Here is a 26,022-nt window from a genome sequence, read left to right as displayed (position 1 = left end):
GTCGTGCAGGCATGTCGGCATTGTGCCGGGCAGGGCGCATCGCCAACATTGGCATGAATGACATAAATGATTATGATTGTGCCAACCGCATTGGCCTGGTGCTGCCCCATGTCGCCCATCCAACCCCGTGTCGCCGTACTGGCCTTTCCCGGCATCAGCCTGTTCCACCTCTCGGTGCCGGACCTGCTGTTTGGCGAGGACTGGAGCCGACTTGGCTTGCCCCGCTTGCACTATCAGGTCTGCGCCGAGCAGCCGGGCCTGCTGCCCACCGCCAATGGCCTGCCGGTGCAGGTCGCGCATGATCTTGCGGTGCTGGCGGAGGCCGACCTGATCATCATCCCGTCCTGGGGGGATCCGGCAATACCCGCCAGCCCGGTGCTGGTTGATGCCCTGCAGCAGGCCGCGCAGCGGGGCGCGCGCATGGTGGGGCTATGCCTGGGGGCGTTTGTGCTGGGCGATGCCGGTTTGCTGGACGGTCGCGATGTCACCACCCACTGGGGCTGGTGCGCGCAGCTGGCCGGGCGCTTCCCGCAGGCGCGGGTGCACGCCGATGTGCTGTATCTGGATGACGGCGCGGTAATGACCTCCGCCGGAACGGTGGCCGCCATCGACGGCTGCCTGCACCTGCTGCGGCAGCAGCAAGGCGTACAGGCGGCCAACCGGGTGGCACGGCGGCTGGTGATGCCACCGCAGCGGCAAGGCGGGCAGGCGCAGTATATCGAGCAGCCGGTGCCGGTTCGGGCTGGCGACGAGCGCATTGCCGCTACGCTGGACTGGGCGCGCGAACGGCTGGACCACCCGCTGGAGGTGGATCAACTGGCAGCGCGTGCCCTGATGAGCCGCCGCACCTTCCAGCGCCGCTTTGTCGACGCCACCGGCCAGACCGTGCAGCAATGGCTGGCGCAAGAGCGGGTGCGTGTCGCTTGCCAGTTGCTCGAAGGCGGTGACTGGCCGGTGGAACGGGTGGCCCAGGCAGTGGGTTTTGCGACGGCGCTCTCGCTGCGACAGCACTTCCAGCGCCACCTCGGCATCACCCCCGCCGCCTGGCGCAAGCTGTACCGCCCCGTTAGTCTGCGTGACGGGGGTTAAGGCGTGCCGAGCATGGTATCCGGCAGATTGGCCAGAAAGTCCTGAAACGGCCGCTGCGTGCCCATGCCGCGTGACACAATCAGGCTGCCCTGCAGGCTGATCAAGGCCTGCTCGGCGCGACCTCGGGCGAGGTCGGGCTCAATCCCGGTCTCGATCAGCAGCCGGGAGAGGGCATCCACCCAGGCGGTCATCAGGCTGTGGATGGTGGCATCAAACGGGCCTCCACACGGCTGGCCCAGCGACATCAGGTTCAGCAGGCACGCCTTGCGGCCACCTTCATAGAACTGGTCCAGCCGGGCCACCATGCCCTCCAGCCGGGCGCGTGGCGTACCACTGCCTTGTAGCGGCTGCAGCACTTCCTTGCCCAGCCATTCTCCGGTCATGTTCAGTACTTCGGCGGCCATTTGTTCTTTGCCACCCGGAAAACGGTGGTAAAGGCTGGCCTTCTGCAGGCCGGTGGCCAGTGACAGGGTGGCGAGCGTAGCGCCTTCATAGCCTGCGGCGCGAAAGGCATCACAGATGCGCTGGAGCAGGTCAGCATCCTGCACGGTGCTTTTTCTTCCCACGGTGTACTCATTGGCATGGTTACAGTTCAGATAGTATACCGAACGATCAGTAAAATATCTATTGACATGTCGACGAGTTTATCTGTAGCATTTATTTACCGAACGATCGGTAATAAATTTTAACCATATCAACACCCTCAGGAGTTCAACATGTCCAAGACCGCCATTGTGATTTTTGCAGATGCCAAATCGGGTTCGGAAGAAGCGCTGGGCCGCTTGTTCAACGCGCTGTTCGTCGCCTACGAGTTGCAGGAAAAGAAGCAAACCGTCGCGGTGATCTTTCAGGGCGCAGGCGTGCGCTGGGCCAGCGAGCTAATCAAGCCCGAGCATCCGGCCAATACCCTGTACAAGGCCATCCAGCCCAGCGTGGTCGGGGTCTGCGGTGGTTGTGCTGATGTATTCGGCGCCACTGAGGAAGCGACGGAAGCCGGTGCCCAGCTGATCCGTGAAAAGGCCATCCCGGGTACCTCCGGCATCATCGACCTGTCCAAGTATCTGGACGATGGTTACCGCCTGTTGACGTTCTGATCATGCTGGCAGCCCGGCAACGGGCTGCCTGACCGGAGAATCCGCATGGACGATCTGTTTCATGAAGGTGAAGTGGCCATCCAGGAAGCCACCGGCGAGCGACACAAGGCGTTGCTGAATGGCCACGCCATCACCCGGCTGGTACCGGTGCTGGCGCGGCCCTTCGTCGCATTGCAAACGGGGTTTGCGCTGGCCTGGCAAGACCCCGCCGGGAAGCCTTGGGTGCGCTGGCTGGAGGGGCAGGCAGGCTTTGCCCAGGTTTCATCAGGGGGCGACGAAGTCGAGCTCCGTTTACCGGATGATGCGGCCGTAGACCTGCAGCTGGGGCAAGCGCTTGGCCTGCTGTTCATTGAGCTCAGCAGCCGTCGCCGCTTGCGGGCGAATGGACGGGTCAGTCAGCAGGAGGGACCGCTGTTGCGGGTGGCGGTAGAGCAGGCCTACCCCAATTGCCCGAAGTACATCCAGCGCCGTATTCCTCAATGGGGCGAGGCCGCGCCTGCGCCAACGTCTGATGTCATGACAGGGCAGGGCGTGCCGGACACCCTGGATGCGTGGCTGGCGGAAACGGATACGCTGTTTGTGGCCAGTGTCCACCCGGCGCATGGGCTGGACTGCTCGCATCGGGGTGGCCCGGCAGGCTTTGTGCTGCGCGAGGGGGACACCTTGCGCATACCGGACTACGCCGGCAATGCCATGTTTGGCACCCTGGGCAATATCCAGGTGTATCCGCAGGCGGGCTTGTGCTTGCTCAATTTTAGCCGTCACCAGCAACTGCTGTTGAGCGGCCCCGCCGCGATCGAGCTGGCGGTGCCGGGTACCGAGCAGGCCACCGGGGGCACCAATCGCTGGTGGCGGGTGCAGCCCGAGCAGTGGCGCATTGCCCCGCTGGATAGCCGCGTTAACTGGGACTTTGTTGATTACTCACCGTTTAATCCTTGATCATGAAACTCATCGTACAGCGTAAAACCCTACTCGCCACCGATGTGGTGCAGCTGACCCTGGTGGCTGCGGATGCCAGCCCCTTGCCCGGCTTTACCGCCGGGGCACACCTGACCCTGCACTCGCCGGTTGGCGAGCGCCGCTACAGCCTGACTTCCTTGCCGACAACACGCGAGCACTACCAGATTTGTGTCCAGCGTGCCCAGCCGGGCCGGGGCGGCTCGGACTGGATACACACGCAACTGCAGGTGGGCGATGAGGTCACTGCCAGCGGCCCCTACAACGCCTTCCCCTTGCAACCGGATGCGCCCCATACCGTCTTGCTGGCGGGCGGCATCGGGGTGACGCCGTTCTTCGGCATGGTGGATGCGCTCAGCCAGGCCGGACGCTCGTTTGAGGTGCATTACGCCGTACAGTCTGTCGACCGATTGCTGTTGCCGGATCAGCTGGGGCCGCATCGGCACACCTATGTCAAAGCACACGGTGAACGGCTGGATTTGGAGTCGCTGCTACAGCAAGCGCCCGCTGGGAGCGCCTTTTATGTATGCGGCCCCCACCGCATGCTGGAGGCGGTGAAGGCCCGAGCCGCGCAACTGGGCTTGCCTGCTGCCGCGTTGCATATGGAAAGCTTCGGTGCGGTACGTCGCCCGCAGGACCAGCCCGTAGCGCTGACCTTGACCCGTACCGGCGTCACGGTGCTGGCACAACCGGGAGAGACGCTGCTGGAAGTGGCACAACGGGCGGGAGCCTGGACATCGTATGAATGCCTGCGGGGCGAATGTGGTGCCTGCTACGCCGAAGTGACCGGCGGCGAGGTTGACCACCGCGACGTGTGCCTGACCCCGGCGCAACGCGCCAAAGGCATGTGCCCTTGCGTGTCCTGGGCCACAGGCACGGCATTGCAGCTGGACCTGTAGCTGTCCTGCCCGGCGAGAATCGCCATGTTGCACCGCTCATCCGGCCCGTGCTGCCGTCCACGCCGCCGTGGCTTGACCAGCCTGGCCCGGCCCGCGCATGCTCTCGACATTCATCATGGGGTGGGTACGGGCGGTGTTTCATTTCACCTATCGGGCGCGGACGCCGGAAGGGCGTGCATTGAGCGGTCAAGTGACCGCCAGTGACGATGCGGCGGCACGGGCGACGCTGGCACAGCGTGGTTATCTGGAGATTGAGCTGCATGAGTCCACCGATACGGCCCCTGTGGTGCACGAGCGTTTCAGCCGCCCGCAGTTTAACCTGACCGCTACCGAAGAGGCCCGCTTGCACCCCGCCTCCGGTCTGTGGATGCAGCTGGGCCGTGTAAGCCTGCGGCAGGTGGCCTGGTGGGGGCCGCTGGCAGGGTGGTTGCTGCTGGCTTTGCTGTTTCGCCATCCACTGGATTGGGCGCATGGCGTACCCGCCATCGCCTTGCTGGGCTACGCCGTGTGGTTTCTGTGGTCGTCCTTGCCAGAGGCGCTGTATCGTCTGGCCTTGTTCTCGGCGGAGTGGGGCGACTGGAGCGCATCGGGTCGCTGGCTGCGACGGCTGATGCGCCTGCCGCGCGGCTGGCTGAGTACCCCATTGCCCCGGCAGGAGCTGGATTTCCGGCTGGCCATGGCGGAAGCCGGGCAGGGGCGACTGCAACAGGCGCTGGACCAGATCGACCACTATGCCCGCGATGCAGCGCTGGGCCCGGCCCGTTATCTGGCGCGGGTGGCGACCATTCATCATGCTGCGGGCGACTACCGCGGCATGTTGCTGCGCCTGCATGAGGCCCATATTCTGGCACCCACATCGCACAGCCGGCTGGATCTGGCACTGGTGCAGGTCCGCTGGGGACAGAACCCGCAGGCGGCGCGCAAGTTGCTGGACGAGGTGGATGAATCCCGGCTGGAAGGCATGGCCAGCCTGTGCCTGCATTACAGCCGAGGTCTGATTGCCCTCAATACAGGGCATCCGAGGCTGGCGTTGCCGCACCTGGAGCTGGCCATGCAGCAGGCCTGTCGCCAGCTGGATTCGCCCCCCATGTGCGGGCTGCTGCTGGACATGCGGGCGCATTATGCACTGGCCTTGCTGGCGCTGGGTGAGCGCAAGCTGGCCAAGCAGCATTTGTCTGCCATCCGCGACTGGCTGAAGGCCAAAGGGGACAAGGCCTTGATGCGCCGCTGCAAGCAGGCGCTCAGTGCCGGGCGCAGTGTACCTGCTCTGGCGGTCGCCGCCTGATCTTGCCCCTTGGCTACGGGCGGATCTCGATACTCACCGGCACGGTGATCCGATCCCACACCGCTTGCATGTCTGCATTGCGTAGTGCGATGCAGCCATCGGTCCAATCGACTTCCTGCAGCACACTTTCCGGCCAGCGGCTCTGGTTAGGCTGCCCGTGGATGAAAATGTCGCCACCGGGATTCACGCCACGAGACGCTGCCCGCGCTCGGTCCTCCGCATTGGGGTAGCTGATGCGGATGGAACGGAAGTAGCGGCTGTCCGGGTTTTTCCAGTCCAGCAGATAGCGCCCTTCCGGCGTTCGCCGGTCACCCTGCTGCTGCTTGTGGCCACGGGGAACGCCGCCCAGCACCATGGGTAGCTGCAACAGGATTTTTCCCTGCCGATAGAGGGTCAGTTGCCGGGCAGATTTGTCCACCACCACCCGGTCGGCTTGCAGCGGCGCTGCGGCGAGCGGGAGGCAGAGCAGCAATGCGCAAAGCGCTGCCAGGCAGCGTGGGTACATGACGGTTTCTCCACAAACGATGTGGCTCAGACGCATTCCCTTGTCATGGGTTCCCCGCTTGCCAGCAAAGCCACCATTCACGGCATATAATCAATCTGAACTGACTGGATGGAGTCGGTATGGGGGAAGAGGTGGAGCTGACGCGTTGGCGGTCTTGCATGGCAGAAGCCATTGACCGCATGCGCGATAATCCAACGGCGGGGGTGCAGCAGGCGCAGACTTTGCTGCAACAGGCGGCCAGTGCGGGGGACGTTCGGGCTGAACTCGGTGCGAGGGTGGCGCTGGCGTTTCAGTACTACTTCAGCGGAGATTTCGATCGGCTGCAGGTCGCGCTAGGTCAGCTGGAGGGTGACCTGACGCGGGTGCCGGATGCCGAGTTGCTGCTATGGGTGCGTGCAGCGGCGCAAGCGCGGCTGCGCCGGATCGGAAAGCTGGATGAGGCCTTGCGTTGTGCTCGGGAGCAAGTGCTACCGCTGCTCATGTCTACCCCCAGCCCGGCCGGTGTGTTTGCACTGAATGCTTGTGCCATTTCCGAGCAGGACCGGGGCCTGTCGGATGAAGCCATCACCCACTTCCAGACTGCACTGGAGATGGCGCGTACTTTGCAGATGCCCGAGCGTACGGTGCATATCCTCACCAATATCGGCGAGTTGTTTTACACCAGTGGCAACACCGATGACGCCAGTATCGTGCTGAATGAGGCATTGCAGTTGTTGCCCACCGTGCGCGAGCATTGGCTGGGGTATTTTGTTCGCACGGTATTGGCCTTGTGCCATGTCTCCAAGCAGGATTTTGAGCAGGCAGCGAAGGTCCTGGGGCCGGCCATGAAGGATACGGCGCAGGAAGACGGCATGGACTTGTCGACCTGGTATTTCTGCCTCTCCGTGGCATCCTATGTCTGGGCACAGCTAGGGCGGCTGGATGAAGCCGAACTGTATGCCAAGATGGCGGCGGATCGGGTGCACGATTTCGAAGATCGCCAGTTGAAGCCCTATGGCTGGTGGGCGGTGGGGCATATCCACCACCGGCGGGGACGACTGGAGGAGGCGGTGCGGGCATTCCAGCATGCGCTGTCGGATGTCGGCGACATGGGTTACGTGCTGATGACCCTGAGTGCACTCAACGAGCTGGCTGAGGTTCAGGGCAAGCTGGGACAGTGGCAACAGGCCTGCGCCACCTTGCGCCAGCACCAGCAGGTGGCACAAAAGGCTCAGGGCATTGCGACCCGGGTACGGCTGCAATCGCTACACATGAAGCAAGCACTGAAAGACGCCGAACTGCGCCAGCATCATGCCGAGCAGATGGTGCGCGAGCGGCAGCAGATGGAGGCCCAGCTGCAGCGCTCCTTGCAGGAGCGGGAGACCATTCTCGGCAATACCCTGATTGGCATGCTGCAATTGACGGGCGATGGCCGGGTGCAGTGGGGTAACCCGGCATTGGGGCATTTGCTGGGGGTGTCTGCCGATAGTCTGGCAGGCTGTCGGCTGGTGGATTACTTTGCCGAAGACACGGTTTTTTCACCGTGGATGGCCGCAGCCATGCAGCAGATGCAGGCGGGCAGTGCCCATGAGGAAGAACGGCCTCTGCGCCGTGCTGATGGCACGGTGTTCTGGGCGCTGCTGTCGGGGCAGCTGATTGATCGGCTGGACCCCTTGTGTGGCTCGGTGTGGGCCATTCTGGATGTGGACCGACGCCATCAGCTGCAGGCTGCGCTCAACCGCTCGGAAGAGCAGCACCGGCTGGTGCTGGACAATGTCACCGAAGGCATTCTGGCGGTGGCCAACGGGCATATTGTGTATGCCAATCCACGCGTGTTGACCCTGACCGGGCTGGATCGGGAAACTCTGTTCAGCCAGCCTTTCCTGACGGCGGTGCATCCGGAGGACCGGCCACTGGTACTGGAGAATCACTTGCGGCGTTTGCGTGGTGAGCCCGTTCCCCCTCACTACTGCTTCCGCACCGTCAACCTCGTGGAGGACCGGGTGCAATGGGTCGAGTTGTCGGCAGTGAGCATCGACTGGAATGGCGAGCCCGCCACCCTGTCCTTCATCTCTGACATCACTGAGCGCAAGCAGCTCGAAGAGCGTTTGCTGCAAAGCACGGCAGAGCGGGAGCAGCTGCAGCTACGCCAGTTCCAGCTGGAGCTGCAGGAGGCCGAGCTGGCCCGCCAGCTGGCAGAGGAAACCACCCACGCCAAATCCATGTTCCTCGCCAACATGAGCCACGAGATCCGCACGCCGATGAATGCCATCATCGGCATGGCGCACCTGGCCTTGCGCACGGCCCTGTCGCCACAACAGCGCGATTATGTCGAGAAAATCCACCGTGCCGGGGTGGCGCTGCTGGGCATCATCAATGACATTCTGGATTTCTCCCGTATCGAGGCGGGCAAACTGCACCTGGAGCCGGTGGAATTTGATCTGGACCGGGTGCTGGAGCATGTGATCTCGGTCACCTGTGGCAAAGCCCATGAGAAGGGCTTGCGCTACCAGGTGCTGGTGCCCCCTGCAGTGCCACGCTTTTGGCTGGGCGATGCACTGCGGCTGGGGCAAGTGCTGATCAATCTGCTGAACAACGCCATCAAGTTCACCGAGGCTGGCGAGGTGACGCTGACCTGCAGTACGCGGGTGCTGGATGATGAATGTCATGAGTTGACCTTTGAGGTACGGGATACCGGCATCGGGCTCAGCGCAGCCCAGGTTGAGCGGCTGTTCCATGCCTTCAGCCAGGCGGATGATTCGACTACCCGCCGCTTTGGCGGCTCCGGGCTGGGGCTCAGCATCGCCAAGGCGATCGTAGAGCTGATGCAAGGTCATATCGGCATCGACAGCACGGAAGGCGAGGGGACCCGTGTATATTTCACGGCACAGCTGAGGTTACGCCCCGCCCCGGCCACCCACTGGCCTGCCGCATTGACCGGGCAGCGCTGTTTGCTGGTTGCACGAGATGACCCCTGGCGTGAGTGGTTGCTGTCTGCATTGCGTACCATGCCATTGACCGTTGAAGCGGTCGCGGATGGGGCGCAGGCGCAGCATGCCTTGCAACAGCATGCATGCCAGTTGCTGCTGCTGGACCCGGCGGATGGGGTAGGGGTTTCATTACTGTCCCTGCTACCGGAGCCCCCGCCCAAGGTCTTGCTGCTCTACCCGGCCAGTGACGAGCCCGCACGCCGTGAGGTCGAGGGCAGCTCGGTGGAGGGAACGCTGCCGGTGCCTTTGCTCCTCTCCACCTTGCAGCAGCGGGTGATGGCCCTGTATCAACCCACCGCCCTGATCCCGACCCGCCCGGTGGATGTACCGCCGGATTTCTCCGGCTTGCATGTCCTGCTGGCCGAGGATAACGATGTCAACCAGCAGATTGCACTGGAGCTGCTGCAAGGCACCGGGGCGCAGGTTAGCGTCGCCAACAATGGCGAAGAGGCGCTGCAGCTGCTGCAAGCCGCCTTGCATGGCGACCACCCGGTAGACCTGGTCTTGATGGATATCCAGATGCCGGATATGGATGGCCTGACCGCCACCCGGCTGCTGCGTGAAGACCCCGCGCTGGCTCGCTTGCCAGTGCTGGCCATGACCGCACATGCTATGAAAAGCGAGCGCGAGCGCTGCCTGCGCGCGGGGATGAACGACCACATCACCAAACCGATTGATCCGGCGGCGTTCTACACCACCCTGTCACAGTGGGCGGGGCGCGGTCAGATCGCCCGTCCGGCCACATCCCCGCCACCCGCACCGGTGCCACAGGTGGGGATTCCCATTCCCGGGCTGGACATGGACGCCGCCGTTCACCGCATGCGAGGGGACATCGCCTTTTTCCGTCGCATGCTGGCTCGCTTTGTCGAAGGCCAGCGCGACTGCCTGTTTGCGCTGCAGTCCGAACTGGAATCGGGCCAGATGGCCGATGCGGAACGTCGTGCCCACACCTTGCGTGGCGTGGCCGCCACCCTCGGTGCAGACGCGCTGGCCGAAGCCGCCAATACACTGGAGCAGGCCCTGCATGCCGACCAGCAAGCGCGTGTTGCCGACGCCCTGCACACGCTGGCCGCCGAGCTGAAATCCATCCTGCACCATGCCGCCGCATGGCTGGCGCAGCAGGGCGATGAGGCCGAAGCCACAGACGTACCTCCGGAGACGGCGCTACAGCAGTTACTGACCTTGCTGGGGGAGTGTGATGCACAGGCCTGTGAGATGGCCGCCGGCATGCAAGACCTCCTCCGCGCCCGTTTAGGTGCCGCTGGTCTGCTAAAGCTGAATCAGGCCCTGTCCCGGTTTGATTTCCCGGCGGCATCCGCAATACTGAAGGAAGAAGGGAAGACCTGAATCCGTCGGATCATTGCGGAGCACACCCATGGCCGAGCCGCTGAGCAACAGCCCGCTAACCCTGCTGGTGGTGGACGACACGCCAGACAACCTCAGCCTGATGGCCGGGTTGCTGAAAGACCACTACCGGACCAGGCTTGCCGTCAATGGCGCGCTGGCCCTGCAGCTGGCCCCCAGCTGCGACCTGATCCTGCTCGACGTGATGATGCCGGAGATGGACGGCTACAGCGTTTGCCGCCAGCTCAAGGCCAACCCGGATACCGCCGACATTCCGGTGATTTTCCTCACCGCCCGCAGCCAGGATGAAGACGAAGAGTATGGTCTCAGCCTCGGCGCGGTGGATTACCTCACCAAGCCGATCAGCCCGCCCATCCTTTATGCCCGTGTCGCTACCCACCTGCGCCTGCGTCAGGCCAGCCGCTGGCTGAAGGGGGAGAATCAGCTGCTGGAACACCTGGTGCAGCAGCGCACCGCCGAACTCAGCCGCCTGCAGGATGCGTTGATCACCGCCATGGCCTCGATGGCAGAAACCCGCGACAACGAGACCGGCAACCACATCCGCCGCACCCAACACTACGTCGCCGCGCTCGCCCGCACCCTGCGCCAGCACCCGCGCTTTGCCGATACCCTCACCGAGGAAAACATTACCCTGCTGTACAAATCCGCCCCATTGCACGACATCGGCAAGGTGGGGGTGCCCGATCGTATTCTTCTCAAGCCGGGGCGGCTGGATGCAGAAGAATTTGAAGAAATGAAAAAGCACACCCTCTACGGGCGGGACACCATCCTCAGTGTTGAGCGCGAGCTGGGCGGCAGCAACAGCTTCCTCACCTTTGCCCGCGAGATTGCGCACTACCATCAGGAAAAATGGGACGGCAGCGGCTACCCGGAAGGGCTGGCGGGCGACGCCATCCCGCTCTCCGCCCGGCTGATGGCGGTGGCCGACGTCTACGATGCCCTCATCTCCCGCCGCGTCTACAAGCCCCCCTTCCCGCACGAAGAAGCGGTGCGCATCCTGCGCGAAGGCCGCGCTCGCCACTTCGACCCCGACATTCTCGATGCCTTCCTGCAGATCGAAGCCGAATTCCGCGAGATTGCCGAGCGCTATCGGGATGAGGAGTAGGCTTACTGCAAGTATTGATCCACGATCTGCTGATAGCGGTGGCTGGTACGCAGGAAGGCCAGGCCCCGGTCGAATGCATCCCGCAGCGCGGGCTTTCTGAACGCGATGCGATACCAGGTGGCGGGAAACAGGTTATGCATCTCAACGGTACCCCGCAACAGGTAAGGGGGCACGTTGACAGGGGGCTGTTTTTGCAGGCGGGCCTGCTGATAGCGGAAAATCCGTTCGTCCATCACCGCCACATCCGTCCGGCCTGCCAGCAGTTTCAAGACCTGCGTACGCTGATCCGCAGTCTCACTGTAAGACGGATGCTTGCGTACTACTGCCGCAAATTCCTCTCCCAGTGCAAACTGGGCCTGCTGGAAGGCCTCAACAGAAAACCCCTGCAAGTCTGCCATGCTGTAGATCTGGAGCTGTCGGGTTTGCAAGGAAATGGCCTGATTCCGGTAAGCGATATACCGCTCGGAAAGATAGGCCGCCTTGGCCTCCGGGAAGCTTTCCTGAATGGTCATCACGCCATCCACCTCACCCGTGGTAAACAGCAGCTTGCTCCGGTGGAAAGGCTGCAGGATGAATGTCACCTGAAAGCCAGCATGCTGCAGAGCCTCACGCACGATATCCAGCTCCATGCCCCGGGGTGGCTTACCCTGAATCACGTAAGGCTCCAGCCACAGCCCCGCAGCGATTTTCAATGTCTCGCCCGCCCAGGCGTGAATCGCCGAAAACAGCAGGCACGCCACCAGCAGCACGGTCCGCATCCGCTTACCCTTGTTCAGTGTGTTATGGTCTGACTTCGGTATAGCAAACCCACCTCCCAATTCAAGCGGGAGTCAGGCAGCTAATGGCGGTACGTTTGCCACTGCGCACGCAGGGCCCGAAAAGTCTGGTAGCCGTCGCGGGCATGGCTAAGCTCGCTGTAGTAACAGTCGTAGAATGGGTCGCTACAGTCCTGCTCGGAAAAGTGCAGGATAAAATGCTGGTCCTCAGGCGACAGGGCGTCCAGCAAGGCCAGCATCTCGATGTTGAAGCGGGTGCTGTAGGCTTTTGCCATGCCCTGAGTCCACGTGGTATGGGCAAAGTCGCAATCTGCCGTATAGCCATAGCAGACATTGGCATTGACCTCATAGTGCCAGGCAATGCTTTGCCTGATGCTGATGGACTGGGTGACTTCTATTGCCTCCATTTGACGAGTCAAGGCAGCCATGGCTGCTGGCAGGCTGATGGTGGCACTCAGCGTGATGTGCTGATGAGCTTTGCTCAGGAAGTGCTGGGCGTGGCAGGTCAGCACGGCGCCGTGTTCATTCTCCTCAGCAGTGAAGTACAGGGCGTAATGGCGGTGCAAGAGTTGCATGGTTGGCTGGAACCGGTAAGGTTCGGTTGTCAGGTGGTGAGGTACGTCAAGGGTCGTACCCATTGTCCATGCACAGCGCAGCTACTGTACAGTGCGGGGCCGGGTTGTCTGGTATGAACACAAGGTGACGTTGCGGCAGATTATACCGCGAGTCTACCCGCTGTAGCCCGCCACTGGCGACTCCCCACCGGCTGACCGGGGGTGGTCCGGCGGCGCAGGAGGAGGTGCTGGTCGCCGTTGCGGGTGGGGAGTCTGTGCTACTGTGTGCGGGCTGGCCGGGGGCGTCAAGCCGGGCTGGCATAAAGGCCGGGTAGGGGGCTTGTCGTAAATCAACAAATCATCGTCCGATCCGGTCAATCGCACAGAGTGGCGAATTTGAACAATGAACGCCATCCGGGAAGCCTCGTTTTCAGGGCTTTTCCATGTTCGCGCAGCGCACCAGACAGGATAGATGATGCCATCCAACCGTTATTCGCTGTGGAGCCTGTTCAAGCACGGGCTCAAGCACAATCAGCAGTGGGACCCGGCGTGGCGTAGCCCGCAGCTGAAGTCTTCTTACGATGTGGTGATTGTCGGTGGCGGCGGCCACGGGCTGGCCACTGCCTATTACTTGGCCAAGAACCACGGTGTGAAGAATATTGCCGTGCTGGAGCGGGGCTATCTGGGCGGCGGCAATACCGCGCGCAACACCACCATCGTGCGCTCCAACTACCTGTGGGACGAAGCCGCCCAGCTGTATGAGCATGCGCTCAAGCTGTGGGAAGGGCTGTCGCAGGATCTGAACTACAACACCATGTTCAGCCAGCGCGGGGTGTTCAACCTCGGCCATACCCTGCAGGACATGCGCGACATCGAGCGCCGGGTGAACGCCAACGTGCTGAACGGGGTGGACGCCATGGTGCTCACCGCCGACGAAGTACAGGCTCGCATCCCGCTGCTGGATTGCAGCAAGCGTGCCCGCTACCCGGTGCTGGGGGCCAGCTTCCAGCCGCGTGGCGGGGTGGCGCGGCATGATGCGGTGGCCTGGGGCTTTGCCCGTGCTGCCAGTGATCTTGGCGTGGACATCATCCAGCAGTGCGAAGTCACCGGCATGGACATCGACAATGGCCGCATCAAGGGCTTGCAGACCTCGCAGGGCTATATCCGTACCGAGCGGGTGGGCTGCGTAGCCGCCGGTCACAGCTCGGTGCTGGCCAAGCTGGCCGGTATCCGTCTGCCGCTGGAGAGCCACCCACTGCAGGCGTTTGTGTCTGAATCCATGAAGCCCTGTCTGGACACGGTGGTGATGTCTGGCGCGGTGCACGGTTACGTCAGCCAGTCCGACAAGGGCGAGCTGGTGATCGGTGCTGGGATCGACAGCTACCTGAGCTATGCCCAGCGCGGCAGCCCGCATGTGATCGAACATACCGCCGCTGCCATCATCGAGCTGTTCCCGATGTTCTCCCGCGTGCGGCTGAACCGGCAGTGGGGCGGGATTGTGGATGTGTCGCCCGATGCCTGCCCGATCATCTCGAAAACGCCGGTCAAGGGCCTGTACTTCAACTGTGGCTGGGGTACCGGTGGCTTCAAGGCCACGCCGGGTTCCGGCCATGTGTTTGCCCATACCATCGCCTACGACGCACCGCACCCGCTGAACGCCGCCTTCGCGCTGGACCGCTTCCACAGCGGCCACCTGATTGACGAGCACGGCGCCGCTGCCGTGGCCCACTGAGGAGCAGACCCATGCTGCAATTTCGTTGTCCGTTCTGCGAAGAAGTGCGCGAGGAAGAAGAGTTCAGCTACGCCGGTGAAGCCTACATCGTGCGCCCGGCCGAGCCGGAAGCGGTGGACGATGCCACCTGGGGCGATTACGTGTTCATGCGCAAGAACCCGAAAGGCTGGCACTGGGAGCAGTGGCAGCACACCGGCGGCTGCCGCAAGGTGTTTGCCGTCAAGCGCAGCACCATCACCCATGAAATCGCCGGTTGCTGGACCCTCGCGGAAGCCAAGCCGCTTTACCTGCAGGAGAATGAGGCGTGAGTACGGTTCGTAATACCCATCGCGTCGAACGCAGCAGCGCCCGCATTGACCGGTCGCAGCCGCTCGAATTCCGTTTTGACGGTCAGCAGATGCACGGCTATGCCGGCGATACGCTGGCCTCCGCCCTGCTGGCCAATGGCGTGCGCATGATTGGCCGCAGCTTCAAGCTGGGCCGTCCGCGCGGCATCTATGGCGTGGGTGCCGAAGAGCCGAATGCGCTGTTCCAGCTGGAAACCGGGGCGTATACCGTACCGGATGCCAAGGCCACGCAGATCGAGTTGTATCAGGGCCTGATTGCAGGCAGCACCACCGGCTGGCCGACGCTGGGCTTTGACCTCAAGGGCATGATGGGCAAGCTGGGCCGCTTCATGCCGCCAGGCTTCTACTACAAGACCTTCATGGGCTTCCCCAGCCTGTGGCCGATGTTCGAGCGCATCATCCGCAATGCAGCGGGCTATGCCGAGGCCCCGCGCGAGGCCGACCCGGAATTCTACGATCACCTGCACCACCACGTGGACGTGCTGGTGGTCGGTGGTGGTGCCGCCGGGCTGTGGTCCGCACTGCTGGCGGGTCGCGCCGGGCTGAAGACCATCCTGGTGGACGAACAGCCTGAACTGGGTGGCTGGTTGCTGTCCGATCCGGCGCAGCAGATTGGCGGTCAGGCCGCTGCTGCCTGGCTGCAGTCGGTACAGGCCGAGCTGGCCAGCCTGCCGAATGTGCAGCTGCTGCCGCGTACCACCGCCTTTGCCGTACACGATGGCAATCTGGTACAGGCGCTGGAACAGCAGCAAGACCATATGCCGATTGCCGCCCGCATCGCCACCCAGCCGCGCCAGCGTCTGCACAAGATTCGCGCGCACCAGCTGGTGCTGGCCTGTGGTGCCATCGAGCGCCCGCTGGTGTTTGGCTACAACGACCTGCCGGGCACGCTGACCGCCGCCGCAGGCCACAGCTACCTCAACCGCTACGCCGTGCGCGTGGGGCACGAGGTGGCGTTGATGACCAACAACGACTACAGCTACGATGCCGCGCGTGACCTGGCCGAAGCCGGGGCGCGTGTCCACCTGATCGACACCCGTGCCCAGGGCGCGGCGCGCCATCGCCAGCAGGCGGTGGAAGCTGCCGGGGTGCAGCTGTACAAGGGCTATGGCATTGCCAAGGCACTGGGGGGCCGTCAGGTCACTGGCGCACGGCTGGTGCGGCTGGATGCACACAGCAATCAGGTGAACGGCAGCGGCCCCACCTTGTCGTGCGACGCGCTGCTGTCCAGCGGCGGCCTGTCGCCGACCGTGCACCTGTTCTGCCATAACGGCGGCCGTCCGCTGTGGGACGAATCGCGGCTGGCCTTTGTGGTGCCGGAAACCGGGCGCAGCGGCATTGCCTGCGTCGGCTCTATCACCGGGCAATTTCAGCTGGGCGCCGCGCTGACTCAGACGCAGACCGCGATGGCGGGCGTGCTGGCCGCGTTTGACCGCAGCGTGAGCAGCGAGCTGCCGCAGGTGGACGACCCGGGGCTGGTGCGCTCGCGCCGTATCTTCCGCGTGCCGGATGGCAAGCCGGAAGGCAAGGGTGCCAAGGCCTTCATCGACTTCCAGAACGACGTCGATTCAGCATCGATCTACACCGCGGTGAAGGAAAATTACCGCAATATCGAGCACATCAAGCGCTACACCGCACTGGGCTTCGGTACCGACCAGGGCAAGCTCTCCAACGTCAACGGCTTTGCCATCGCCGCTGAGGCGCTGGGCAAATCGGTGGCTGAGGTTGGCACCACCACCTACCGCCCGGCCTACACTCCAGTGACGTTTGGCGCGCTGGCGGGCCATGTGCAGGGCGATACCTGGGAGCCGCGCCGCTATACGCCGATCCACAGCGCCCACGTGGCACGCGGTGCCGAGTTTGAAGTGGTGGGGCAGTGGATGCGGCCGTGGTACTTCCCCAAGGGCGGCGAGGACATCCATGCGGCGGTGAACCGTGAGGACAAAGCCACCCGCCTCAGTGTGGGGGTGATGGATGCCTCGACGCTGGGCAAGATCGACGTGCGCGGCCCGGATGCGCGTGAATTCCTCAACCGCGTCTACTCCAATGCCTGGAGCAGGCTCGACCCCGGCAAGTGCCGCTACGGCCTGATGCTGGACGAAAACGGCATGGTGATGGACGACGGTGTGACCGCCTGCCTGGCTGATGATCACTTCCACATGACCACCACCACCGGTGGCGCCGCACGGGTGATGAACTGGCTGGAACGCTGGCACCAGACCGAATGGCCGGAGCTGAAAGTCTGGTTCAGCTCGGTCACCGACCACTGGAGCACCGTTGCCGTGGTCGGCCCCAACAGCCGCAAGGTACTGCAAAAGCTGTGTGGCGACATCGACTTCGACAAGGACGCCTTCAAGTTCATGGATGGCCGCGAAGGTACCATGGCCGGGCTGCCGGCGCGGGTGTTCCGCATCAGCTTCTCCGGCGAGCTGGCCTATGAAATCAACGTGGACGCCAGCTACGGCCACTACCTGTGGGAAGAAGTGATGAAGGCGGGTGCCGAATTCGACATCACCCCCTACGGTACGGAAACCATGCACGTACTGCGGGCCGAAAAGGGCTTCATCATCGTCGGGCAGGATACCGACGGCTCGGTCAGCCCCATCGACCTCGGCATGGGCTGGGCCGTGGGCATGAAAAAGCCGTTCAGCTTCCTTGGCCGCCGCTCGCTCACCCGCAGCGACACCGCGCGCAAGGACCGCAAGCAGCTGGTGGGTCTGCTCACCGAAGACCCGAGTGTGGTGCTGGTGGAAGGCGCGCAAGTGCTGAATCAGCCTGCCAGCGCGCCGGGCGAGGGCATGCCGCCGGTGCCGATGCTGGGCCATGTCACCTCCAGCTACCACAGTGCCTTCATGGGCCGCTCCATTGCCATGGCCCTGGTCAAGGGCGGGGCGCACCGCGAGGGCGATACCGTTCATGTCTGGGCCGGGGGCAAGGTACACGCCGCCAAGATTGCATCCAGCGTGTTTGTTGATCCGCAAGGAGAACGTCAAAGTGTCTGATCTCCGCTTCCAGCCTTATATGCAGTCCCCGCTGCACGCGTTCGACCTGCCCTCGCGGGCGGTCGCGCAGGATGATCGCCACGGGGTCTGGACCAATGAGCTGCCGCTGCGCGGCTACCTCACCCTGCGCGGGCAGGGCAGCGATGCCGCCTTCCGCGATGCAGTGGCCAACGTACTCGGCCAGCCCCTGCCCACCCAGCCCAGCAGCTACAGCCACGGCCCCAGCGGCACCCTGCTGTGGATCTCGCCGGACGAATGGCTGCTCAGCGGCGAGCGCAGCACCGTCAAATCGCTGATCCCGGCGCTGGAGAGCGCGCTCAAGGGCCAGCACGTTCAGGTGGTGGACAATTCCGGTGGCTATACCCAGGTCTACCTCACCGGTCGCCACGCAGTGACGCTGCTGCGCCACCTCGGTGTATACGACTTTGAGCAGGTCACAGTAGGCCGCGCGGTGAGCACCATGCTGACCAAGGCCAATGTCACCGTCTACCGGCTGGAAGAGGGCGGCCTGCACCTGGTGTTCCGCCGTAGCTTTGCCGACTACGTGTGGCGACTGATCGAACGCGCCGCCACGCCTTACGGCCTGGGCATCTGCAGTCTGCCCGCCGGGTTTGGCCTTGCCGGTTGAGCACATCATCACGTTGATATCCGCAGCGGCGGGCGCCGCTGCCGCACAGGGGAAACAGCATGTCCGGAATTCATGAAAGCTCGATCGTCATCGACGGTCTCATCATCGCCAAGTGGGAACGCGCCGTGTTTGAAGACATGCGCAAGGGCGGCCTCACTGCGGCCAACTGTACCGTGTCGGTCTGGGAAGGCTTCCAGGACACCGTGGCCAATATCGCCGACATGAAAAAGCTGATCCGCGACAACGCCGACCTACTCACCCTGGTGCGCAGTACCGACGACATCCGCGAATCCAAGCACAGCAACAAAACCGGCATCATCCTCGGCTTCCAGAACGCCCACGCCTTTGAAGACAACCTCGGCTACATCGAAGCCTTCTGGGACATGGGCGTGCGCGTGGTGCAGCTCTGCTACAACACGCAAAACCTGATCGGCACCGGCTGCTACGAGCGCGATGGCGGCCTCTCCGGCTTTGGCCGCGAAGTGATCAACGAGATGAACCGCGTCGGCATCATGGTGGACCTCTCCCACGTGGGCGGCAACACCTCGATGGAAGCCATCCTCGAATCGAAAAAGCCGGTGTGCTACTCGCACTGCCTGCCCTCCGGCCTCAAGGAACACCCGCGCAACAAGAGCGACGAAGAGCTGAAATTCATCGCCGACCACGGCGGCTTCATCGGCGTGACCATGTTCCCGCCCTTCCTCAAGCGCGGCATCGAAGCCACGGTGGACGACTACGTGGAAGCCATTGACTACGTGATCAACATCGCCGGTGAAGACTGCGTGGGCTTCGGCACTGATTTCACCCAAGGCTACGACAAAGGCTTCTTCGACTGGATCACCCACGACAAAGGCCGCCACCGCCGCCTCACCAACTTCGGCACCGTGCTCAACCCGCTGGGCATCCGCACCATCGGCGAAACCCCCAACCTCACCGCCGCCATGGAAAAAGCCGGCTGGTCCGAGAGCCGCATCCGCAAAGTGCTGGGCGACAACTGGCTGCGCGTGTTCAAGGACGTGTGGGGGAGTTGAGCCGCTGCTGATGAGCACGCTCCTGCATGAGAAAAACCGCCCGAAAGGGCGGTTTTTTTATCGCATAAATGGATTGCGACTATTTGCTATCGTTGGGAGATTCACGGAACTCGGCAGGAAAGTAAATGGTACGGCCATCGGTTGCAGCGGTGGGGCGATAGACGCGCTTTTCCCAAAGATCGATGGATCGTATGACGTCGTATAAATGTGTGTATGGTTTGCCCGAGGCTGAGATTGTATATATGTGCGGGGCTTGTACATACTCGTCACCAAGCTCGTCAATGTCCATGATATCCTCGAACAAAATCACGCCAACTTTCTCGAGCCATGCTTTGTTTCTATCCGGGATATCAAGCCAGAACTTAGTGACTTCTCTTTCCAGCGCAGTTCGCTGTTCGATGTCTCGCCAAGGAGTGTTTTCCATGTCAAACTTGGCATAATCAATGACCATCGCAGCATCCCACGATTGGCCATCATCTGATAGGTAAGCCTTGTAGCGTTTTAGGCTGAATTCAAGTCCAGCGTGAGACATACCTAGGTACTGCCTTACCCCCCACTGCGGATTGCTCTTGAACTCGGCAAGGTCTCGAATATGAGGGTACTCGGTAGCATTGGGCGATCGCAGCAATACGGATGGATGAGATTGTGATTGCAGGATTCGGTGGACCTTCCGCTTCATAGCGAGCTTGGCTCGCAGGTTGGCCCGCTGGGTGCGGCGGCGTATGGTCAGCGAAATACCGAAGTAAGCGAATAGCAAATGGTCATTTTCGGGACGAAATAGTCGGTCCTCAAGCTCTGCTCTGCCCCATAAGTGCCACTCGGCCAAGCCCATTGCTATACATTTTTGGGCGAAAGCATCGCGAGACTTCTTGGAAAAGTCACAAGCCGCCGCAAACACGAGGCCATGAAGCTTTTCAGCCGGGCCCAGCACTGTGTCGTTCAAGTAGTTGATTAGCGGTTTTGGGCCAATTTCCCGTTCACGCTTGCATTGAATAAGCCAGAGTCTGTCATCAATACCCTCGTCCAGAGTGGACAGTTCATCGGAAGCATCGCTGTCATGCTCGACGGCATCCTGAGCCTCCATTTTGACAATCTCATAGCCACGTGCATCAAATCCATCGTCGCTACCAGCACGCCCAGTTGCTTCGAGTTTCCTCCATGGTTTGAAATCGTACACAAGCTGTCGTACAAGATCTTCGAACCTCTTTGGGTCCAAGTCTTCGAAGTGCAGAGGGCCAATAGTGTGTGTGGTAGCCATGCCGTATCATAGCACCCGAATACGCTCGGTGCGGCTGTGCTGAGGGGCGGGCTGGGGGCTACTGAAATCCATCATCTGGTTGAGCGTGCCCTCCGGTGGTGTTGCGGGTGCCTGCACGGGCTAGGATTCCTCGTAGAATTTACCAAGCGGGTAAGGGATAATGTTAAGTAGATCGATAATAACATTGCAAGAACTTGATGCAGTCGAATGGTTTTGCAATGTAGGAAAAAAAGACTCTGACTACCCATTGATTCTTGAGACATGGGATAGTGCAGTGGAGAGTTGTTCCAGTGAGGGTTGGGAGAGGCTATGTCAAGAAGCTGCGAATCAATACGCTTCAAGGCTCGCCGAAAGAAATAAAGATAGATTTTTGTATTGGAATGCAATAGCTAAAGAAGTGAAGAAGGTGGCAATTCCTTTTGTTATAAAAAAACAGCGAAGGTTGTTAAAGATAATAACCTTCCTACAATTTTTGTGGATGTTGTTCAGTGGGATGTATTGCATCTTTGCTTGGAAGCAGAGTTTTCCGATGTCTACCCTCCTGGATTTTTTGCAAGTCAAGCCTATTGGTACGCTAAAGGCCATTTTCCTTGTGGCTGGGATGGTAATTTCCCAAAAGGGCGGCTTGTTATTTTCTGACTCTGAGGGTGGTCGATTAATTTGCAGAAGCCCCGGTAATCCTCCCCAAAACCAGCCCGCTGAGAAGTGGCCCGCGTAGGGCGCAATAACTGCAGGGCATTGCGCCGCACTACCCAGGCCGTTTTCCCTGCGTGCGCTGTCACTCTGGAACCATCCGTGCATGGTGACATGGGAATGCGTGATGGCGTCATGGTGAGCGTGGTGCAATGCCCTGCGGTTATTGCGCCCTACTATGCTGTGCGCTGTCGATTAAACACGCTTTAGCATTCTTGCGATGTCGGTATAGCCGTGTCGTTCAGCGGTGTCTTTTGCGGTATCGCCAAATTCATTTGGAATCGATGGGTTCGCCCCTTTGCGCAGCAAAAGTGCCACGATGGGGCTTCTGTTTGCCAGAGTGGCAAAGTGCAGCGATGTATAGCCCAGGTCCCCCACAGAATGGATGTCTGCACCGAGGTCGAGCAAGTCCAGGACATCCTGTTCCGAGCCACACCGGCTGGCGATATGCAAGGGTGTATCGTCTACGGCCCCTTTTTGATTGACGTGCGTAAGCTCGATGCCCAGAAAATCGGGGTGATTTTGGTATTGCTCCAGGATGGCCTTTGCTTTCATGAGGTCCGCTTTCCAAGCAAGCGCTGGAAGTCGTCAGCAATAGGGGCGATGACGAGGAGCATCAAAGTGAGGGCCAGCGGCACAGTCGAGAAGTAGCCGACATGCTTGAAACCCAGGGCGCCTATGATGCCGCCGACGGTAAATGACAGTAATAGAGAGGTGAGTACCTTTAGCCTGGGCAGGTTTGCTGCGACATCCGGCATATGCTCAAGGTGAGCTTTGTTCCAGTACAGCATGCGGCTGATTTCGATGCCGATGTCGGTCACAATGCCGGTGACATGCGTGGTGCGTATTTCAGACATGGACAGCTTGGTGATGACCGCATTTTGCAGCCCCATGATGAAGCTGAGCAGCAGAATGGTGAATGAGACAAACTCGCCATCCACATGATTCAGCCGGGCACCTGCCAGACCAAAGCATAACAGCAATAGGGCTTCCAGCAGTAATGGGAGTGCATATTCGCCATGCAGGGCATGCCGCCGTGAATAGTTGATCATCAGGCTGGAGCAGATCGCGCCGAGCAGGAATGAGCAGAGTATGCCCAGGCCAGATAGTGCGGCGCCAAACCAGCCTAGGGCAAGCTGGTCAGCGATCGACGAGACAATGCCCGTCATGTGCGATACATACTGGTGAACAGCCAGAAAGCCGCCTGCATTTGTGGCGCCCGCTACAAACGCCAGAATGGTGCCCAGCTGCCGATTGTATGGGGTACTACGGTCTTTCCCGGCCAGCCGCCTTGAATAATTTATTGGCATGTTCAGAAAGCCCCAGCAGCCATCATGCAGTCACTGAGTGCAGTGTAGCATCGTGGTGGGCTTGATGCTTGGCGCAAAGGGCGTCTAGGCAGCCTGTGGGGATAATGAGAGAGCAAGAGGATGGGTAGATTAAACTGACTACTCGGCCACTTGTCACGACGCACGGCATCTGCCTACCATGCGCTTCGGGCGTAATGGGGCTTGGGGCCGCATGGCATACCGGGGTATGTCGCATGCCTTTCATCTACTGGAGAGACGGGCAGGCATGCGTATACCTTCTTTGATGCTGGCACTGATGCTGACGGCGTTCCCCTTGGCTTCCTTCGCGCAGGATGGCGCGGCACTGCCTGCGGCAACCGAGCAGCAGCTGGATGGTTTGTTTGCGGCCTGGAACCATGCGGATACGCCCGGTGCGGCGGTGGCGGTGCTGAGAGACGGGCAGGTGGTCTACCGCAAAGCCTTCGGCATGGCGGATATTGAGCAGGGGCGGGCCATTACGCCGACTACCCGCTTCCATGTGGCTTCGCTCGCCAAGCAGTTCACTGCGTTTTCGGTCTTGCTGCTGGCGCAGGAGGGCAAGCTGTCGCTGGATGATGATGTGCGGCAGTATCTGCCTGAGGTGCCCCACTTTGGCCAGCCCATTCGCATCCGCCATCTGCTGACCCATAGCAGCGGCCTGCGTGATGACCTGAACCTGCTGGCGCTGGCGGGCTGGCGCATGGAAGATGTCATCACGGCGGACGACGTGATGCAGCTGGTGCGGCACCAGCAGGCACTGAATTTCGCGCCGGGCAGTGATTTTGCCTACAACAATACCGGCTATCTGCTGCTGGGGGCGATTGTGCAGAAGGTCTCCGGCCAATCGCTGGCCGCGTTTGCCAAGGCGCGCATTTTCGATCCGCTCGGCATGCGCAATACGTCCTTTCGCGAGCAATACAGCGCCTTGGTGGCCGGGCGTGCGCTGTCTTACCAGCCTGCGCCGGATCAGGGTTATGAGGGGGTGCCGCTGTCGTTTTCCACGGTGGGCCCGACCAATCTGCTGACCACCATTGACGGTCTGGCCTTGTGGAACCGTAATTTCGACGATGCTCGCGTGGGCGGCAAGGCGCTGATCGCCCAGATGCAGACCTCTGCGACCCTGAACGACGGCAATGCCACCGATTATGGCGGTGGCCTGGAACTGGATGCCTACCGTGGGGTGCGCAAGATCGGCCATAGCGGCTCGGATGCGGGTTTCCGCAGCAATATCGCGCGCTTTCCGGAGCAGAAGCTGAGCATCATCGTGCTGGGCAACGGTGCGGACGTGCAGGCGGCGCGGCTGGGCCAGCGGATTGCCGATATTGTGCTGGAGGGCCAGCTTAAGCCTTTGCCACAGCCGGTGCCGGATTACTCCGGCAGTACCCGTGTAGCGCTGGACCCGGCGCGGCTGGATGCCCTGCTGGGCAGCTACCGGCTGGAAAACGGCTCGGCCATTACCTTCCGCAAGGAGAACGGCCATCTGGTGGGCTGGACGGTGGGCGATGACCCGATGCCGTTCTACCCCAAGAGCGAGCGCGAGTTCTTCTCCAAGCTGGTCAACGCCAGCTTCCGCTTTGATCCACCCAATGCAGCGGGTGTGGTGGAGAGTGGCACCTGGCTGCGCAATACGCGCTCGGTGCGCGGCAAGCGCATGGCCACTGTCCCAGAGCAGGAGTTGAGCCGCTTGGCCGGTGAGTATTACAGCAAGGAGCTGCAGGTGCTCTACACCGTGCGCATCCAGAATGGCCAGCCACTGCTGCGCCACCCACGCGGAGAAGTGGCCTTGGTACCGCTGGAAGGGGATCGCCTGGTCGGCCCGTGGCCATTCGGGATGGTCCAGTTTGCCTGCACCCCCGCCAAAGGCTGCAGCGGCTTTACCATCAATGAAGACCGCGCCAGCAATGTGCAGTTCAACAAGGTGAACCTCTCGGCAGCCGTCGTGGCACCGTGATGCCAGAGCGGCAAGGCTGCTGCCTCGGCGTGGTTTGGCCCTGATGTTGATGTGGGCTGAGGTCGTATGCGGCCAGGGTGTGGCACAATGGCCTTCTCACACCGGCCAAAGGAACCCGCCCCATCATGCTGCAAAAACTGTTTGCTTCCCTGCTGATGTTGTTTCTCAGCGCTGCTGCCACGGCAGCGACCTTGAAATCAGATGCCGAAGTGCGGGCGTTTGCGGACAAGGTGATGGCGCAAGTCGGCAAGGGGGACTTGCCCGGCGCCTTTGCCAGCGTGAAACCCTACGCGGTGGTGCCGGTTGCGGAGCTGCAGAGTCTGGAGTTGCAAACCAAGGCCTTGCGTGATCAAGTTGGTGGACGGTATGGCAAGCCGGTCGGTTTTGAATTCATCAGCCTCAAAAAGGCGGGCGAATCGGTGATGCAGTATATATACATCGAGAAAACCGAGGAGCATGCCTTGCCCTGGCGCTTTATCTTCTACAGGTCGCCAAGTGGCTGGGTGCTCAACAGCTTCTCCTGGAACGACAATATCAAGCTGCTTTTTGATTGAGCATGCCCGTCTTGGCTAAGGCAGGTGGCTAAGCCATGCTCCCGCCCGACCTGCTGCTGTACTTCATGCTGCTGGCCCTGCTGGCCGAGGTGGTCGGTACCGTGGGCGGCTTCGGTTCGTCTTTGCTGTTTGTGCCGCTGGCCGGGTATTTTCTGGATTACCACTCGGTGCTGGGGGTGGCGGCGCTGTATCACCTGAGCAGCAATGCCGCCAAAATTTATTTCTTCCGCGCAGGGTTTGACCGCAAGCTGATCCTGCAGATGGGCCTGCCTTCGGTGCTGGCGGCCATCGCCGGGGCGCTGATGAGCGGGCTGCTGCCGTCTGCACTGCTGACCCTGCTGCTGGCAGGCTTCCTGATCGGGCTGGGTGGGCTGTTGCTGCTGTTTCGTCAGTTTCGCCTGCGCCCGGTTGCCGCCAATGCGGTGCTGGGCGGGCTGGTGTCCGGCTTCCTCTCCGGCCTGCTCGGCACCGGTGGCGCGGTGCGCGGGGTGGTACTGGCGGCGTATGGTTTGCCCGCGCAGGTGTTCATCGCGACTTCTGCCATCATCGACTTCGGCATCGACGCCAGCCGCAGCGTGGTGTACGCCGCCAGCGGCTTCGTACACCGCGACGACCTCTACCTGATCCCGCTGCTGCTGGGGGTGAGTGTCGTCGGCACCTGGCTTGGCAAGAAAATCGTCGGCATCCTCTCCGAGCAGCAGTTCCAGTCCATCGTGCTGCTACTGGTCATCGCCGCAGGCGGGCTGACCTTGTGGCGGGCGTGGGGGTAGTGGCGGGCGTGGGGGTAGTGGGGGTAGTGGGGGTAGTGGGGGTAGTGGGGGTAGTGGGGGTAGTGGGGGTAGTGGGGGTAGTGGGGGTAGTGGGGTTGTACCTCGGTACAGTGATGCGTCATATGCCTTT

22 protein-coding genes are annotated in these 26,022 nt (G+C 61.7%); 15 read left to right on the top strand and 7 right to left on the bottom strand.

Annotated elements, in window-relative coordinates:
- Positions 1-108: 108 nt before the first annotated feature.
- Positions 109-1,089, top strand: a complete 981-nt coding sequence (locus ACE3O2_RS00900; RefSeq protein ID WP_374334416.1) for a GlxA family transcriptional regulator — start codon at positions 109-111, stop codon at positions 1,087-1,089.
- On the opposite strand, the gene ACE3O2_RS00895 is transcribed toward ACE3O2_RS00900, so the two are convergent.
- The gene (locus ACE3O2_RS00895; protein ID WP_374334415.1) at positions 1,086-1,655 is read right to left on the bottom strand and encodes a TetR/AcrR family transcriptional regulator; all 570 of its coding nucleotides are present in this window, start codon (positions 1,653-1,655) and stop codon (positions 1,086-1,088) included. The genes ACE3O2_RS00900 and ACE3O2_RS00895 overlap by 4 nt on opposite strands.
- 150 nt (positions 1,656-1,805) lie before the next feature.
- Here ACE3O2_RS00895 and ACE3O2_RS00890 point away from each other — a divergent pair, with 150 nt between their 5' ends.
- The 4 genes from ACE3O2_RS00890 to ACE3O2_RS00875 all read left to right on the top strand — a co-directional run bounded on the left by ACE3O2_RS00890 (position 1,806) and on the right by ACE3O2_RS00875 (position 5,324).
- The gene (locus tag ACE3O2_RS00890; protein WP_374334414.1) at positions 1,806-2,183 is read left to right on the top strand and encodes a DsrE family protein; all 378 of its coding nucleotides are present in this window, start codon (positions 1,806-1,808) and stop codon (positions 2,181-2,183) included.
- 45 nt (positions 2,184-2,228) lie between these two features.
- The gene (locus tag ACE3O2_RS00885; protein WP_374334413.1) at positions 2,229-3,122 is read left to right on the top strand and encodes a pyridoxamine 5'-phosphate oxidase family protein; all 894 of its coding nucleotides are present in this window, start codon (positions 2,229-2,231) and stop codon (positions 3,120-3,122) included.
- Between the two features lie 2 nt (positions 3,123-3,124).
- Positions 3,125-4,039, top strand: coding sequence for a 2Fe-2S iron-sulfur cluster-binding protein (locus ACE3O2_RS00880; protein ID WP_374334412.1), 915 nt, complete (start codon positions 3,125-3,127; stop codon positions 4,037-4,039).
- A gap of 97 nt (positions 4,040-4,136) precedes the next feature.
- Positions 4,137-5,324, top strand: coding sequence for a hypothetical protein (locus tag ACE3O2_RS00875; protein WP_374334411.1), 1,188 nt, complete (start codon positions 4,137-4,139; stop codon positions 5,322-5,324).
- A gap of 13 nt (positions 5,325-5,337) precedes the next feature.
- On the opposite strand, the gene ACE3O2_RS00870 is transcribed toward ACE3O2_RS00875, so the two are convergent.
- Positions 5,338-5,829: a murein L,D-transpeptidase family protein gene (locus ACE3O2_RS00870; protein ID WP_374334410.1), complete on the bottom strand. Its 492-nt coding sequence runs from the start codon at positions 5,827-5,829 to the stop codon at positions 5,338-5,340.
- Between the two features lie 158 nt (positions 5,830-5,987).
- On the opposite strand from ACE3O2_RS00870, the gene ACE3O2_RS00865 reads away from it, so the two are divergent.
- Together ACE3O2_RS00865 and ACE3O2_RS00860 are read left to right on the top strand one after the other, a co-directional pair.
- A complete protein-coding gene (locus ACE3O2_RS00865) occupies positions 5,988-10,145 on the top strand; it encodes a PAS domain S-box protein (RefSeq protein ID WP_374334409.1) in 4,158 nt (1,385 codons plus the stop codon).
- Positions 10,146-10,173: 28 nt separating this feature from the next.
- Complete coding sequence (locus ACE3O2_RS00860) at positions 10,174-11,268, top strand: HD-GYP domain-containing protein (RefSeq protein ID WP_374334408.1); 1,095 nt, start codon at positions 10,174-10,176, stop codon at positions 11,266-11,268.
- Positions 11,269-11,270: 2 nt separating this feature from the next.
- Here ACE3O2_RS00860 and ACE3O2_RS00855 read toward each other — a convergent pair whose 3' ends face one another.
- Positions 11,271-12,026 carry a substrate-binding periplasmic protein gene (locus ACE3O2_RS00855; protein WP_374334407.1) on the bottom strand — a complete coding sequence of 252 codons (756 nt, stop codon included), beginning with the start codon at positions 12,024-12,026 and terminating at the stop codon, positions 11,271-11,273.
- 80 nt (positions 12,027-12,106) lie between these two features.
- Positions 12,107-12,619, bottom strand: coding sequence for a hypothetical protein (locus ACE3O2_RS00850; protein WP_374334406.1), 513 nt, complete (start codon positions 12,617-12,619; stop codon positions 12,107-12,109).
- A gap of 454 nt (positions 12,620-13,073) precedes the next feature.
- Between ACE3O2_RS00850 and ACE3O2_RS00845 the strand changes: the two genes are divergently transcribed.
- The 5 genes from ACE3O2_RS00845 to ACE3O2_RS00825 are packed head-to-tail and all read left to right on the top strand — an operon-like array spanning position 13,074 to position 19,338.
- Complete coding sequence (locus ACE3O2_RS00845) at positions 13,074-14,330, top strand: sarcosine oxidase subunit beta family protein (RefSeq protein ID WP_168876903.1); 1,257 nt, start codon at positions 13,074-13,076, stop codon at positions 14,328-14,330.
- Between the two features lie 11 nt (positions 14,331-14,341).
- Positions 14,342-14,638, top strand: a complete 297-nt coding sequence (locus tag ACE3O2_RS00840; protein WP_168875992.1) for a sarcosine oxidase subunit delta — start codon at positions 14,342-14,344, stop codon at positions 14,636-14,638.
- Positions 14,635-17,679 carry a sarcosine oxidase subunit alpha family protein gene (locus ACE3O2_RS00835; RefSeq protein ID WP_374334405.1) on the top strand — a complete coding sequence of 1,015 codons (3,045 nt, stop codon included), beginning with the start codon at positions 14,635-14,637 and terminating at the stop codon, positions 17,677-17,679. Before ACE3O2_RS00840 ends, ACE3O2_RS00835 begins: the two co-directional genes overlap by 4 nt.
- Positions 17,672-18,307: a sarcosine oxidase subunit gamma gene (locus ACE3O2_RS00830; protein WP_168875990.1), complete on the top strand. Its 636-nt coding sequence runs from the start codon at positions 17,672-17,674 to the stop codon at positions 18,305-18,307. Before ACE3O2_RS00835 ends, ACE3O2_RS00830 begins: the two co-directional genes overlap by 8 nt.
- Positions 18,308-18,366: 59 nt before the next feature.
- Positions 18,367-19,338, top strand: a complete 972-nt coding sequence (locus ACE3O2_RS00825; protein WP_168875989.1) for a dipeptidase — start codon at positions 18,367-18,369, stop codon at positions 19,336-19,338.
- Positions 19,339-19,417: 79 nt separating this feature from the next.
- On the opposite strand, the gene ACE3O2_RS00820 is transcribed toward ACE3O2_RS00825, so the two are convergent.
- The 3 genes from ACE3O2_RS00820 to ACE3O2_RS00810 all read right to left on the bottom strand — a co-directional run bounded on the left by ACE3O2_RS00820 (position 19,418) and on the right by ACE3O2_RS00810 (position 22,599).
- Positions 19,418-20,596 carry a hypothetical protein gene (locus ACE3O2_RS00820; protein WP_374334404.1) on the bottom strand — a complete coding sequence of 393 codons (1,179 nt, stop codon included), beginning with the start codon at positions 20,594-20,596 and terminating at the stop codon, positions 19,418-19,420.
- A gap of 888 nt (positions 20,597-21,484) precedes the next feature.
- Positions 21,485-21,844, bottom strand: coding sequence for an ankyrin repeat domain-containing protein (locus ACE3O2_RS00815; protein WP_374334403.1), 360 nt, complete (start codon positions 21,842-21,844; stop codon positions 21,485-21,487).
- Positions 21,841-22,599, bottom strand: a complete 759-nt coding sequence (locus ACE3O2_RS00810) for a YoaK family protein (protein ID WP_374334402.1) — start codon at positions 22,597-22,599, stop codon at positions 21,841-21,843. Before ACE3O2_RS00810 ends, ACE3O2_RS00815 begins: the two co-directional genes overlap by 4 nt.
- Positions 22,600-22,864: 265 nt before the next feature.
- Here ACE3O2_RS00810 and ACE3O2_RS00805 point away from each other — a divergent pair, with 265 nt between their 5' ends.
- The 3 genes from ACE3O2_RS00805 (at position 22,865) to ACE3O2_RS00795 (ending at position 25,892) form a co-directional block, all read left to right on the top strand.
- The gene (locus ACE3O2_RS00805; protein WP_374334401.1) at positions 22,865-24,568 is read left to right on the top strand and encodes a serine hydrolase domain-containing protein; all 1,704 of its coding nucleotides are present in this window, start codon (positions 22,865-22,867) and stop codon (positions 24,566-24,568) included.
- A 125-nt stretch (positions 24,569-24,693) separates the two neighbouring features.
- A complete protein-coding gene (locus ACE3O2_RS00800; protein ID WP_374334400.1) occupies positions 24,694-25,122 on the top strand; it encodes a hypothetical protein in 429 nt (142 codons plus the stop codon).
- A 35-nt stretch (positions 25,123-25,157) separates the two neighbouring features.
- Complete coding sequence (locus tag ACE3O2_RS00795) at positions 25,158-25,892, top strand: sulfite exporter TauE/SafE family protein (RefSeq protein WP_374334399.1); 735 nt, start codon at positions 25,158-25,160, stop codon at positions 25,890-25,892.
- The last annotated feature ends 130 nt before the right edge of the window (positions 25,893-26,022 follow it).

The organism is Leeia sp., from assembly GCF_041909055.1.
Lineage (GTDB): Bacteria > Pseudomonadota > Gammaproteobacteria > Burkholderiales > Leeiaceae > Leeia > Leeia aquatica.
The sequence above is the reverse complement of the archived record's forward strand: the minus strand, read 5'-3'. Positions and strand labels throughout refer to the sequence as shown.

Excerpts from the sequence above, each read along its gene's own strand:
- ACE3O2_RS00900 (WP_374334416.1), top strand. The coding sequence starts at position 109 with ATGTCGCCCATCCAACCCCGTGTCGCCGTACTGGCCTTTCCCGGCATC.
- ACE3O2_RS00890 (WP_374334414.1), top strand. The coding sequence starts at position 1,806 with ATGTCCAAGACCGCCATTGTGATTTTTGCAGATGCCAAATCGGGTTCG.
- ACE3O2_RS00885 (WP_374334413.1), top strand. The coding sequence starts at position 2,229 with ATGGACGATCTGTTTCATGAAGGTGAAGTGGCCATCCAGGAAGCCACC.
- ACE3O2_RS00880 (WP_374334412.1), top strand. The coding sequence starts at position 3,125 with ATGAAACTCATCGTACAGCGTAAAACCCTACTCGCCACCGATGTGGTG.
- ACE3O2_RS00875 (WP_374334411.1), top strand. The coding sequence starts at position 4,137 with ATGCTCTCGACATTCATCATGGGGTGGGTACGGGCGGTGTTTCATTTC.
- ACE3O2_RS00870 (WP_374334410.1), bottom strand. The coding sequence starts at position 5,829 with ATGTACCCACGCTGCCTGGCAGCGCTTTGCGCATTGCTGCTCTGCCTC.
- ACE3O2_RS00865 (WP_374334409.1), top strand. The coding sequence starts at position 5,988 with ATGGCAGAAGCCATTGACCGCATGCGCGATAATCCAACGGCGGGGGTG.
- ACE3O2_RS00860 (WP_374334408.1), top strand. The coding sequence starts at position 10,174 with ATGGCCGAGCCGCTGAGCAACAGCCCGCTAACCCTGCTGGTGGTGGAC.
- ACE3O2_RS00855 (WP_374334407.1), bottom strand. The coding sequence starts at position 12,026 with ATGCGGACCGTGCTGCTGGTGGCGTGCCTGCTGTTTTCGGCGATTCAC.
- ACE3O2_RS00850 (WP_374334406.1), bottom strand. The coding sequence starts at position 12,619 with ATGCAACTCTTGCACCGCCATTACGCCCTGTACTTCACTGCTGAGGAG.
- ACE3O2_RS00845 (WP_168876903.1), top strand. The coding sequence starts at position 13,074 with ATGCCATCCAACCGTTATTCGCTGTGGAGCCTGTTCAAGCACGGGCTC.
- ACE3O2_RS00840 (WP_168875992.1), top strand. The coding sequence starts at position 14,342 with ATGCTGCAATTTCGTTGTCCGTTCTGCGAAGAAGTGCGCGAGGAAGAA.
- ACE3O2_RS00825 (WP_168875989.1), top strand. The coding sequence starts at position 18,367 with ATGTCCGGAATTCATGAAAGCTCGATCGTCATCGACGGTCTCATCATC.
- ACE3O2_RS00820 (WP_374334404.1), bottom strand. The coding sequence starts at position 20,596 with ATGGCTACCACACACACTATTGGCCCTCTGCACTTCGAAGACTTGGAC.
- ACE3O2_RS00815 (WP_374334403.1), bottom strand. The coding sequence starts at position 21,844 with ATGAAAGCAAAGGCCATCCTGGAGCAATACCAAAATCACCCCGATTTT.
- ACE3O2_RS00810 (WP_374334402.1), bottom strand. The coding sequence starts at position 22,599 with ATGCCAATAAATTATTCAAGGCGGCTGGCCGGGAAAGACCGTAGTACC.
- ACE3O2_RS00805 (WP_374334401.1), top strand. The coding sequence starts at position 22,865 with ATGCGTATACCTTCTTTGATGCTGGCACTGATGCTGACGGCGTTCCCC.
- ACE3O2_RS00800 (WP_374334400.1), top strand. The coding sequence starts at position 24,694 with ATGCTGCAAAAACTGTTTGCTTCCCTGCTGATGTTGTTTCTCAGCGCT.
- ACE3O2_RS00795 (WP_374334399.1), top strand. The coding sequence starts at position 25,158 with ATGCTCCCGCCCGACCTGCTGCTGTACTTCATGCTGCTGGCCCTGCTG.